Below are 12,871 nucleotides of genomic sequence, written 5' to 3' on the forward strand. Positions count from 1 at the left end.
CCGCCTGACTAAGGGCGGATTTTTTCATGCAGTTGGTTTCGGTTGAATGTCTTTATTGACTCTTCACAAATATGTCATTTCGAAGGATCGGCTTGGCTACAAGAGTATGCGAATATAGGGATTCCTTTTAATCTACCCAGTTTTCTATACTCTATTTTGAAAAAGTTTTTTCACATTTTATTTTTTTCAATGTAATGATTCCGCTCCTAAGCAGCAGGCTCACTGGGGAAAATCCAATACGAAACACAGTTTCGTCGGCCGAAGGCCAATGATTATTGATTTGCGCCGAGGGGCCAATTTCCTTGGAGGCTCCGAGGCGCAAATCAAATTATAACATACTTTCGCACCTATGTGGGCTGTATGCAAAAAAGAACTCCGCCAATTCTTTAGTAGTCTTACCGGTTACATTGCCATCATCGCATTTCTGCTCCTCAACGGGCTCCTGCTTTTCGTCTTTCCCGATACGGATATCCTCACCTTCGGCTACGCCACGCTGGACAAATTCTTCGAGCTGGCGCCCTGGATCCTTTTGTTGCTGACGCCCGCAATAACGATGCGCAGCTTCTCCGATGAGTTCCGGATGGGCACCTTCGAGACCCTGCAAACCGTGCCGCTGACCCGTAGCCGCCTCGTACTGGGCAAGTACCTGGCAAGCCTCATCGTCGTGCTGATCGCAGTATTGCCCACCCTCGTCTATTTCCTTTGCATTCAGCGTCTTTCGGGCCAGGGTGGCATCGATACCGGCGCCACCATCGGCAGCTACCTCGGTCTCATCTGCCTGGCGGGCGTATTCACGGCGATCGGCATCTGGTGCAGCAGCTGGACAACCAACGCCGTCGTTGCCTTTATCGTCGCGGCCTTCGCCTGCTTCCTGGTCTATAGCGGCTTTGGCGCCATCAGCGCGCTGCCGGTGTTCACCGCCGGTCCCGACTACTACATCAGCATGCTCGGTATTGATTTCCACTATCGCAGCATCAGCCGCGGCGTCGTCGATGCCCGGGATGTCATCTATGTCGTCAGCATTATCTCTCTTTTTCTTTACCTGACCGGCCGACACCTGGAAGCCAGGCGTCTCGCAGGGCAACGCAAGCGCGCCTGGATGCAGCCGCTAGTGGTGGTGTTGGTGCTCGCGCTGGTCAACCTCTCGGTTGCTCATGTTCACTATAGCCTCGACCTCACCCAGGAACATCGATATACCCTCAGCCCCAACACCAAGCAAATGCTGACCCGCGTGGACGATAATATCCAGGTGGATTTCTACCTCGCAGGCAACCTGAAGGCCGGCCTCCGCAAATTCGCCCGCAGCACCGACGATCTCCTGCAGGAATTCAACGACTACTGCGACGGCCGCATCCGCGTCCACACCTTCGACCCGTTGTCGAATCTCGATGACAGCGCCAAAGTCCATTTTATCGATTCCCTGCGCCAGATGGGCATCCAGACGATGACACAGGTGGCCCAGGCGAAACGCGGCGACGAAGAAAGCCAGCGGCTGGTGATCCCCGCGGCCATCATAAGATATAAGGATCGTAGCTACCCGGTCAATCTGCTGCAGGGCGTGAAGCTGCCCACCGACCAGGCGACCGACCAGCTTTACACAAATGCCGAGACCCTGCTGGAGTATAAATTCGGCAGCGCGATCGACAAGGTGACCACGAAAGAAGTCCCCCGGGTCGGCTATGTCCTGGGTAACGGCGAGCCATTGGACTACCGCGTGTACGATGTCATCGAAGACCTTCGCCATAACTACCGCTTCGGCATTGTCCCCCTGGATAGCGTCGCGATCATCCCTACCGACTATAAGGCGCTGGTGATCGTCAAGCCGACGGAGAAGTTTACCGAACGCGAGAAGCTCACCCTCGATCAATACTTAATGCATGGCGGGCAGATCATCTGGGCCATCGATAATCTCCACGCCGAAAAGGATAGCCTCCGCCAGGAACAGGGGACTATCGCTTATGACCGCAACCTCGACCTGGAAGATCTCTTTTTCCGCTACGGCGTCCGGGTCAACAAGGACCTGGTCGAAGACGCCGGACAATGCGCCAGCATCTCGCTCGTGGTGGGAATGCAGGGCAACAAGCCACAGATCGAAGCACTGAAATGGCCCTATTACCCATTGCTCAACGGAAGTCTCACGAACCCCATCTCCAAAAACCTCGATCCGGTTCTCGCGGAGTTTGCCAATTCCATCGACACGGTGAAGGCGCCGGGGATCAAAAAGACGGTATTGTTGCAAACCTCCGCCAATTCCCGCCGGGTAAGCACGCCGGCATTGATCACCTTCGATGTGCTGAAGTACAAGGATGACATGCGGATGTTCCCGGAATCGAATATCCCCGTTGCCGTGTTGCTGGAAGGCAAGTTCCGCTCACTGTTCGCCAACAGGTTGTCCTCCTCGCTCGCCGATAGCTTATCCAATGTCTTTCATACTCCCTTCCTGCCCGAGGCGACCGCCCCGACCCGGGTGATCGTAGTGGGCGACGGAGATATTTTTATCAACGAGGTGACCGAGCGCGGCCCCCTTCCGCTGGGCCTCAGCGAGGCCAACGGCGGTTACACGTTTGCCAACAAGGATTTTGTAGACAACTGCGTCGAATACCTCGTCAATCCCTCCCGCATCCTCGAGACGCGATCCAAGGACTTCACCCTCCGGCTGCTCGATCCCGCAAAGGTCGAGACCGACAGAGCCTTCTGGCAATTCATCAACATCGGCCTGCCTGTCCTGCTGGTGGTCCTTGGTGGTTATGTCTACCAGATCATCCGCCGTCGCCGGTTCACCCGGGTATAAAAAATCCGGCTTCGGTCAAATCGTCCGTTTCTCAGCCAACCGCAACCTTTCGAAATGCGTTTGCTCAGGGCAAAACCCAAAATGCAACCATGAAAGTCTACCTTTTTACTCTGTTGTGCGTATTGCTGGCTTCGGCCTGCAGTCGAAGTTCCGACGGCAATTCCATGATGCCGGCAGGTCTGCCGGCCATGATGACCGGCAAATGGACCATCAACACCGTCACCCTTTATTATTTCGATTCCACCGGAGCCCCCTTCGGCACAGGGAAATTTGTCGACCAGGTTCCTTTAGGATACTATTACCAGTTCAACAGTAACAGCACCTGGACCGAGATACTTGCCGATTCTCTCTCGATCAACGGCATGGGCGGAACCTATTCCGTCGCGGGTGACAGCAGCTTCACCCTGGTGAACCCCGCGGCGCCGGCGCCCGAGCCCTGCCGCATGGACACCCTGACCGCGAGCACCTTTGTCTTTCACCACGAGCGGGCCACGCATTATAACGGGGTTACGCCCGGCTACATCCGCTATCTCTTCCATATGACACGCGGGAATTGAGGGGGTTAGCGTATCTTTAGGGCCGAGCCGGATGAAATCCGGTTCCCGACATGGCATGAGCCCACTCACAGTAACGTATCTTACCTTTGGCGTTGTTCTTTTACTGGCTATCATTTTCGATCTGGGTCTGCTGAGCAGGAGGGAAGCCACCATTTCGATAAAGAAGGCAATGATCCAAACGCTCTTCTGGGTTGGCCTGGCGATGGCCTTCTTTGTCTTTCTCTGGTTTGAGGACGGACACAAGGTAGCCCTCGAATATTTCAGCGCCTACCTGATGGAGTGGAGCCTCAGCATCGACAATATCTTCGTCTTTATCCTTATCTTTTCTTTCTTCCGTGTCAAATCTATCTACTATGCCCGAGTGTTGCTGATCGGGATCATGATGGCGATCATCCTGCGGATCATCTTCATCACCGTGGGGATCGCACTGGTGACCCGCTTTCATTGGCTGCTCTATGTCTTTGGCGCCGTTCTCGTCTATACGGGCCTGACGATGTTCTTCACCAGGCACGATGAAGAAATGGACATCGAGGATAACGTGGTCTATAAGTTCCTGAAGCGGTTGTTGCCGCTGACGAGCAGCGACGGCGGCGGGAAGTTCCGGGTGATGATCGATGGCAGGCAGCGGTGGACCACGGTGTTCGTCGTCGTCGTGCTGCTGGCGACAACCGATATCGTTTTTGCCGTGGACAGCATCCCGGCGGTCTTCGGGATCACCCAGGAGAAGATCGTCATCTACACTTCGAATATCTTTGCCGTATTGGGTCTCCGTTCGCTGTTCTTCCTGTTGCGGGGGGCCGTGGATCAGTTCAGTCATCTCCAGCAGGGCATTGCCGTCGTGCTGGTCTTTGTCGGACTCAAGATGCTGGTGGAATATTTCGACGTGGTGATACCCGTGTACGTGTCCCTGCTGGTGATCCTGGTATGTATCGCGGGCGGCATCCTGTATTCCCTATGGGTAAACAAGCACAACAAGCAAAAAGATGGGGTATAGCATTACCGATATCAATGATATTGTCGGGGGCCGTCTGGTGAGCGGCGGGGCCGATGGAACCATCGAACACCTCTTGCTCGACAGCCGTCGCCTGATCTTCCCCGCCACCTCCCTTTTTTTCGCATTGAAAGGTCCCCGTCGCACGGGCGATCAATTCGCAAAAGAACTGTATAAACGCGGGGTCCGCAACTTCGTCCTGGAACAGGAGACCGTCCTGCCCGGCGCCAATCAGGTCATCGTCAAAGATACCCTGGCCGCCCTGCAACGCCTCGTCGCGGAACATCGCCGCCGGTTCCCGATCCCGGTGATCGGGATCACGGGCAGCAACGGCAAGACCATCATCAAAGAATGGCTGAACCAGCTCCTCGAAGCGGATTATCACATCGTCCGCAGCCCCAAAAGCTATAACTCCCAGACCGGCGTTCCGCTAAGCGTCTGGCAAATGGGGCCCCGGCATCAGCTGGCTATTTTCGAAGCTGGCATCTCCCGCCGTGGCGAAATGGAACGCCTCGAGCCGGTAATCCGCCCGACCATCGGCGTATTCACCAATATCGGCGAGGCGCATAGCGAGGGATTCGGCAGCCTCGAAGAAAAGGCGGCGGAGAAGCTTCGCCTGTTTGGTCATGCGGAAATACTGGTCTATTGCAGCGATCAGCCCGAGACGGAAAAGGCGGTTCGATCCTGGGCGAAACAGATAGGTGGCGGCCCGCATACCTGGTCCTGGGGGCACCATATCGATGACCTTGTTCGTATCGAATCCATGCATAAGCTGGATGGCTGGACTACCATCGCGGTTGCGAACCAAGGCCGGGAGATCACGTTCTCGATTCCTTTTACGGATGAAGCTTCCATAGAGAATGCGATGCATTGCCTGACAGTGATGATCTATCTGAATATTCCGGACGAAAGGATCATCGCGCGCCTTGCGCGCCTTGCCCCGATCGCGATGCGGCTGGAACTGAAAAGCGGGATCAACCACTGCTCGATCATCAACGACAGCTATAGCGCCGACCTGAACTCCCTGTCCATCGCACTGGACTTTCTCTCTCAACAACAACAGCACGACAAACATACGGTCATCCTTTCCGATTTCCTCGAGAGCGGCCGGGAGGAGAACCAACTCTACGAGACCATCGCCCAAACCCTCGGACAAAAACAGGTAGACCGGCTGATCGGTATCGGCCCGCGCATCGGCGCTCACGCGTCGGCTTTCAGCCAGTGGTTTCCGGGCGAGACGGTATTCTTTCCTACCGTGGAGGCCTTTCGCGCCGATTGGGCCCGGCTGCATTTCCGCGACGAGACGATCCTCATCAAAGGAGCTCGCGTTTTCGAGTTCGAGGAGATCGACCGGCTCCTGACGGAACAGATCCATCAAACGGTGATGGAGGTCGATCTGAACGCGATGGCGCAAAATTTGCGGCAATTCCGGCAGTTGCTTCAGCCCGGGACAAGGGTAATGGCAATGGTGAAGGCTTTTGGTTACGGCAGCGGCAGCTTCGAGATAGCAAACCTGCTCCAATTTCATGGGATCGACTGGCTGGGCGTCGCCTATGCCGACGAAGGAGTGGTGCTGCGCAAGGGAGGGATTCGCGTACCCATTATGGTGATGAATACGGAGAACAGTAGTTTTGATTGGCTGGTAGAATACAATCTTCAACCCGTCATCTATTCCTTCCCGCTGCTGCACACCTTCGACCGTTGGCTAAAAAAGGAAGGGGTTCCCGCCTTCCCCGTTCATATCGAGCTGGAGACAGGGATGAACCGCCTGGGTTTTCCCGGCCAGGACATCGGGGAACTGCTGCGGGTACTGCCCGGCACGGCATTTACGGTGGTGAGCGTCTTCAGCCATTTTGCCGCGAGCGAAGAAGCCCAACAGGATGCATTTACCCGGCAGCAGGCGGAGTTATACACGACGACGGCGGACCGGATCGCGAAGACCCTGGGATATCCCTTTCTCCGGCATATCGCGAATTCGGCGGGCATCATCCGGCATCCGGACCTGCAGATGGATATGGTGCGGCTGGGTATCGGGCTTTACGGCATCGACCCTGCCCCTTCTGGGCAGGTCGAACTGCAGGAAGTGTCGACCTTGAAGACCACGATCGCACAGATCAAACACCTGCATCCAGGCGACACCATTGGGTATGGCCGCAAAGGCATTGCAGCGGCGGGAACGGTCACGGCCACAGTCCGCATCGGGTATGCCGACGGCTATGCGCGGAGTCTCGGTAACGGCGTGGGCAAGATGTGGGTCAAAGGGCGGCTGGCGCCGACGATCGGCATCGTCGCCATGGACATGACGATGATCGATATCACCGGCATTCCGGACGTAAAGGAGGGCGATGAGGTGATCGTTTTTGGCAAAGAGTTGTCCGTCAGCCAGTTGGCGGCGTGGTCAAACACGATCCCGTATGAGATTTTAACAAGTGTATCACAGCGGGTAAAACGAATCTATTTTGAGGAGTAGCCACAGGATAAGTATATTTGAACCTAATTTAATTTGGAGTAAGTGAAGGCCAGAACCATCTTTCTAATAGTACTATTGATCATAGTCGCCGATCAGTCCCTTAAGATTTGGGTAAAAACACATATGCCGCTGAGCCATCCGGCCGATTTCTACCGGGACCCGGTGTCCCCCTATGACAACGGGATCAAGCTGCTGGGTGACAAGGCGCAGATCTATTTTGTAGAGAACGAGGGGATGGCCTGGGGCTGGAAATTTGGCGGCAGCTGGGGGAAAATGGCGTTGACCCTGTTTCGCCTGGTAGCCGTGGTGTTCGGGGTCTACTATATCCAGACGATCATCAAAAAGAAATACCACCGGGGATTTATCATTTGCGCCGGCCTCATCTTCGCGGGGGCGCTCGGCAATCTCCTCGATAGTATGTTCTATGGGCTCATCTTCGAGCATAGCACCTACGACCATGTGGCGAAGATATTTCCCAGGCATGGATATACCACCTTCCTGCACGGGCGCGTGGTCGACATGCTCTACTTCCCGATCATAAAAACACATTACCCAGGCTGGTTCCCCTTTGTCGGCGGCGACGATTTCGAATTCTTCAGTCCCGTCTTCAACCTGGCAGACGCCTCCATCTCAGTAGGCGTTATCGCCATCCTCCTCTTTCAAAAACGCTTTTTTCACAAACGCCCCGGCGCCCACGCACATTCCCTCGAAGAGCAGACAAAGGTGGACGCGGTGCAGGCCTAGGGGCATAAATAGGCTCGTATGGCAAGTTCGGAACCGGACGGTTACATTATTGATCCAACGGGATCGATTGAAAAGTCAGGGGCTGGCATCGTCCTGACCTATCGGCGGGATTCAAAGCAGTATATTGTTGAAAATGCTACCATCCGCCGGTTTGGCTACTTGACCATGGGGGTCGATGATATCGACATGCCAAACGGCTTTGGGCTGCTGCATAAACCACCCCGGAAACCTGTTTTGTTCATTGATATATACAATGAGAAACGGGCGGGCAATGAAACAGCAATGGTCAGCCGCTTTGTGGATGCGTTTATGGACAATCTCCAGGTTTTTTCCGGGAAAACCATTTGGGTCGGGCTACTGAATGACGTACAGGGACAGGAAGTGCTTGACTGGCTGCATACGATCGTTATCGATGCAATAGAACGACTCTCCGAGCCCGTCATAAAACTGGGCATTTCCTTTTTGGTTGCGCTCCCTGACGTTCCCGTGGAGCCGCTGCGCCAGGGCGACCTCGATCGGGTAGCCGGTATCCTCAGCGACTCGGAAAAGGGAAACGATCGTCTCGGGATCATGCAGGATGTTTCGGCCTTTGCCCGGGTGATGGCGGCAAAGAGCTTCGAACCACCGCTTGCCATCGCACTCTTCGGTCAATGGGGCTCGGGCAAGAGCTTTTTTATGCGAATGCTTCAGCAGTCCATCGGAGCTCTTTCGACGGACAATCCCGATGGAAAATATTGCGAAGGCGTCGTGCATATCCGCTTCAACGCATGGTCTTATCTCGACGCCAATCTTTGGGCCAGCATCATGACCCGCATCTTCGAAGGACTGAACGAGTATATCCACGACAATATCCCGGAAGAAGCCCTTGGCAGGATTGGCGAAGAATTGACTAAACAGCTGAATATCTCCAAAAAGGAAGTCGCCGGCCTGGAAGAGCAAAAAGATTCGATCCAGGGGCAGATCGATATCCTGGAAAAGCAGAAGAAGAGCCTGGATGCGGATATAAAGAAGAACATTGGCGCGATAAAGGCCCGGACGGCCTGGCAAGTGGTGCAGGAGGTCGAAGTACAGTTCGACGTTCAGCGGCACATAGAAAAGGTTTTGGAGGAGAATGTCTCCTACGTCAGGACAAAGGAGGAATTAAAGGCGATCGTACCGGAAAAATATTGGGAAGATCCGGATGCTGCCTACCAGGAGGCAAAGTCGAAAGCTGCGTTTGTGCGGGAGTTCTTCCGGCGGGATACGCTCAAAGGGAATCTATTCTGGCTGGTGCTTATACTCGCGTTGATCTTCCTGGTGCCGGTGTTTTTGCAAACCTTCGTTCCCCGCTTGCGGGCTATCAATTTTACGCTAAGCCAGACGGGACTTTCGCTGTTGATCGCGGCGGGAAGCATCCGGCGGCGTGCGGAGACTGCTTATAACACCTTGCGGCCCATTGCGGCATCGTTTTGGAAAATAAAAGAGGATCACGAGAAACAGGTGAAGGCGGCACTGGCCCGATTCGAACAGGACGAAAAAGCGCTGCGGCTGGAGATCGAAAAGTCGAAGGCCGAGCTGGTTGTCGTCGAACAACAGATCCACCAGAATAAGGCTATACGGATTCAGCTGCAGTTCAAGATCAGCAACGCATTGAATACGGAAGCCCTCTACTCCTTCATCGAGAAGCGCTCGAAGAGCGAAGACTACTCCAAACACTTGGGGCTCATCTCAATCATCCGGAAGGATTTCGAAATGCTAAGCTATCTTTTTGCCGGTCACAAGGCGGAAATAGCGAATATCAAAAAGGCGGAGGAACTGAAGGCGCAGTTCAAGGCTAATTTCCGTAAGCCGCTGGAACGGATCGTCCTCTACATCGACGATCTGGACCGCTGTCCCAATGAGAATGTCGTACAGGTGTTGGAGGCCGTCAACTTGCTGATGGCCTATCCCTTGTTCGTCGTTGTCGTAGGCGTGGACCTTTCCTGGATCCGGAATGCGTTGCTCAAGCGGCATACGACACAATTTGCAGGTATAGATGCGATAGACCCGGCACGATACCTGGAGAAGATCATCCAGGTGCCATTTTATTTACAGGAGGCTGACGACGATCGGGTGAAAGGGATGCTGAGCTGGCTGGCGCTATGGCAGTTCGAGGCCGATGTCGTGGAGAAGTCTGCTCACAAGGCGGCGATGGAGAATGGCAGGCCGGCGACAGGGGCGAATGCCGGTGTAGCGGGGACAACGGGGGAAGCCAGGGAAGCATCCGCCGCGGGGGAAGCCGAGGGCTCAGTCGCTGACGGGACAGGATCGGAGAATGTGAACGCGAAGGCATTCGAATTGCACAGGATCGTCACTTTTATCGATGACGACGAGATAAAATGTATGAGGGCGCTATCCCGAGTCGTTGGCCCCAACCCGCGGGCGATCAAACGATTTGTCAATAGCTACCGGATCATCAAGTGTCATGAAGGATTCGAGTACAAGGACAGCGAGATCATCGGCGTCCTGTTCCTGCTGGCATTGCCGATCGGCCCCTACAGAGAATTGCTGCATCATTTCGAGGGATATATTGCGGAACCCATCAACGAACAACGGACCTTCGGAGATTGGCTGGCCTCGCCCCACGGACAGAGCGAGGAACAGGAGGTCCTCGCCGGCCTGCGCGATCATCTCCGGGAGGACCTGGAGTTAGAAGATGTGCAGTACGGAAAGCTGGCCGGAATGCCCGTTCGGGTGTTGATGGACTACAATGAATTTGTCAGCCGGTTTACATTTAAAGGTTCGCGTTAAAACCTACCGGGTTCCTGGTGCGCCTTTTACCAATTTCCTCGACACCACCTGATCCCCGCATTGTATCTGCATCGCATAAGTCCCCGCAGGCAAGCCCCCAAGATCGTACAGCGCAAAGCTATTCAATCCCACCGACAAGGCCTGGCGCCAACGCCGCAGATACCGTCCATACATATCCACAAGCCCGATATTGGCAACCCCGCTAGTAGGGGCCGTCAGCTCGACGCTGATATGATCGGTGAACGGATTCTGCACATTCCGCACTTCAAATGACAGGCTGCTGTTGCTAAGGAGTACAAGACCACTGTTTCTTCGGGCCGAACCATTGATCATATCGATCCGGTACCAGGTCTGAAGACCTACAGGATTCGGGTCGGCGAAGGTATAGGCCGCACTGCCGCCCCCAACGCCTCCACCGATCGCCGGCAACATCACCAGCTGGTTAAAATGCACGCCATCGTCACTGCGCATTACAGCATAGAATAGATTGTCGACTTCATTCGAGGTCGTCCACTGCAGATTACCCAGGCCGTCCTTCACCTTTCCACTAAAGGACAGGATCGTGGTGGGCAGAGCGATCATACAGTTGACGCCATATACATATTTGGGTTGGTTCGTGGTAAAGGAACAGCCGGTGGTGTTCAGGTTCGAGTCGGTGCTGGCGACGATAAGCCGGTAAATGGTGACGGTGTTGGTCGCAGAGATGCGGTAGTAACGGGTCACCGTACCGACGTACCGCCCGGTAGAGGCATCGTACGTAGGCGTCACGCTGCCGCTGGCGCCGCGTCCCAGCGTGTCCAATGGAGGAGTCACCCAGGTGGCGCCATTGTCATCGCTCTGCTGCATCTTCCATTGCGTGTAGTTATTGACGTAGGCAGAGATATTGAATTTGATGGAGTCGTCGGAACCCTGACAAAGCGTATCGGGCTTATTGGGGGTCAGCAGCAGATCGGGCGGACAGGTCGCCAGGGCAATATCGTCCAGCGCCCAGTCATTACCCCCGCCGCCGGAAGCATTGTTCCGGATGGAGATGGTAATGGAGGACTGACTCGGACCGGTCAAAAACACAAAGCCACGTTGTTGCCAACCCACGGTGTCGAGCTGACCGGTACTCATCCGGTCGACGCCGTCAACTACCAGGGTCAGGTTGGGCAATACGCCGGGCGTATATTCAGGAATGCTGGCGGTGTCGATACCACAGTTGGGACAGACATTCTTAAACCAGGCGGAGAACTGATAGTAGGTGTTCGGACAGAGCCCGCTGATGGTCTGGCGATACGCCTCGCTGGTAGCGAGGTCGGCGTTGACGAGCAGCATATAACCCGCATTCGTATTGTTATCGGGCGGCGCGTTACCCGCGGCAGTCGTGGTGCCTGTATGGTCGCCGGCGATATACCAGAATCCATTGAACTCGCGGTTGCTACAAGCCGCCACACCGGTGCCCGTACAATTAGGCTGGTAGCTGGCGTTGGTGTAGGTGGAGCTGACAGGACTAACGTTATTGACGATGGCATAATAACCGTCGTTGATGGTGGTACTGCTGCTGCTGGTCGGCAGATACGTATAGCCGGGGATCAGGTAGGTCGGCGCAGTGCTACGGTTGCGTCCGACCCCTTGCCCAAAGGTACCCCCGGACTCGGCGGCGAAGTTGGCGCTGGAGCCGTTGGCGCAGAGGGTGCTGGGTTTTTGTATCAGTATCTTGTACGGTTGTCCATAGAGGAAGCTGTCGACTGTCATGGAGCTGCTGATCCGGTACGCGAGCACCGGCGTCGAAAGGGTGACGGTATCCCCATAATTACCTGTGACCACTACACGGAAAGCAGTGGTGGTAAGGGTACCGGCCGAGAATTTCGGAAAGCTGGTGTTGCCGGTAATCGTGCCCGCATTGGTAGAGTTGCCCGTGGCCATGTACTGGATGCCACCGGGAGCAGCCGCACCCGTACCGAGATTGATCCGGACCTGGTAACCACCGGCATAAGTGGGAGAAGCCATATACGTTCCCGGATCGGAATCGCTGTAGTACGTGTAACGCCGCATCACCAGGCCTTCATTGCTGATCAAATGCAACCCATTGGGGGTATCGGCAAGGATGATCTGGGTATTGCTGGGAACACTGTCGTAATACCGGACCTTGTACATTTTACCGGTGCCGCGGTAGCTCTGGTTGACGTAAAAATTAAATCGGATCTCGAGGGAATCACCTGGTTCGACGGGACCGCCGACCGTTTTCTTGCTGAGGTTGACATAGCTATTGCCCCATTTGAGCATGGCTGTAGCCTGCGCATGTGTATTGGCGCGGAAGAGAAGGATCGGTAGCAACGTCCACGCAAGCCTCCGAAGCAGCGGGCCTGCGGGTATAATTGTTTTCATGGATACATTTTTCAAGGGTTATCGGACTAATCGGAAAACAACGTCTTATAAAGGTAGTACTTACATCGGTGTTCCACAATCGTATAATTACTCGACTTCAGGGGAAATATACTATTTCGCTTATTGACAATAATGTATTATTTTGTTATCGTGCGGGAAAGACCGATTGTCCGGTCCAT

7 protein-coding genes are annotated in these 12,871 nt (G+C 54.8%); 6 read left to right on the forward strand and 1 reads right to left on the reverse strand.

The genetic code is table 11. The annotated features are described in order from the left end of the window. The first annotated feature begins 349 nt into the window (after positions 1–349). The 6 genes from gldG (at position 350) to VHE34_RS20600 (ending at position 10,322) form a co-directional block, all read left to right on the forward strand. The gene (gene gldG, locus VHE34_RS20575; protein ID WP_325591255.1) at positions 350–2,791 is read left to right on the forward strand and encodes a gliding motility-associated ABC transporter substrate-binding protein GldG; all 2,442 of its coding nucleotides are present in this window, start codon (positions 350–352) and stop codon (positions 2,789–2,791) included. An 89-nt stretch (positions 2,792–2,880) separates the two neighbouring features. After that, positions 2,881–3,348 (forward strand): hypothetical protein, encoded by a 468-nt coding sequence (locus VHE34_RS20580; RefSeq protein WP_325591257.1) that lies wholly within the window; start codon positions 2,881–2,883, stop codon positions 3,346–3,348. A 55-nt stretch (positions 3,349–3,403) separates the two neighbouring features. Continuing rightward, the gene (locus VHE34_RS20585; RefSeq protein ID WP_325591259.1) at positions 3,404–4,342 is read left to right on the forward strand and encodes a TerC/Alx family metal homeostasis membrane protein; all 939 of its coding nucleotides are present in this window, start codon (positions 3,404–3,406) and stop codon (positions 4,340–4,342) included. After that, positions 4,332–6,809: a bifunctional UDP-N-acetylmuramoyl-tripeptide:D-alanyl-D-alanine ligase/alanine racemase gene (locus tag VHE34_RS20590; protein ID WP_325591261.1), complete on the forward strand. Its 2,478-nt coding sequence runs from the start codon at positions 4,332–4,334 to the stop codon at positions 6,807–6,809. The genes VHE34_RS20585 and VHE34_RS20590 overlap by 11 nt, the downstream gene beginning before the upstream one ends. A 42-nt stretch (positions 6,810–6,851) precedes the next feature. Further along, positions 6,852–7,553 (forward strand): lipoprotein signal peptidase, encoded by a 702-nt coding sequence (locus VHE34_RS20595; protein WP_325591263.1) that lies wholly within the window; start codon positions 6,852–6,854, stop codon positions 7,551–7,553. An 18-nt stretch (positions 7,554–7,571) separates the two neighbouring features. After that, a complete protein-coding gene (locus VHE34_RS20600) occupies positions 7,572–10,322 on the forward strand; it encodes a P-loop NTPase fold protein (RefSeq protein WP_325591265.1) in 2,751 nt (916 codons plus the stop codon). 3 nt (positions 10,323–10,325) lie between these two features. Here the strand turns inward: VHE34_RS20600 and VHE34_RS20605 are convergent, their stop codons facing one another. Then, positions 10,326–12,692 carry a T9SS type A sorting domain-containing protein gene (locus VHE34_RS20605; RefSeq protein WP_325591267.1) on the reverse strand — a complete coding sequence of 789 codons (2,367 nt, stop codon included), beginning with the start codon at positions 12,690–12,692 and terminating at the stop codon, positions 10,326–10,328. Positions 12,693–12,871 lie beyond the last annotated feature (179 nt).

Source organism: Puia sp. (assembly GCF_035546395.1).
Taxonomy (GTDB): Bacteria; Bacteroidota; Bacteroidia; order Chitinophagales; family Chitinophagaceae; genus Puia.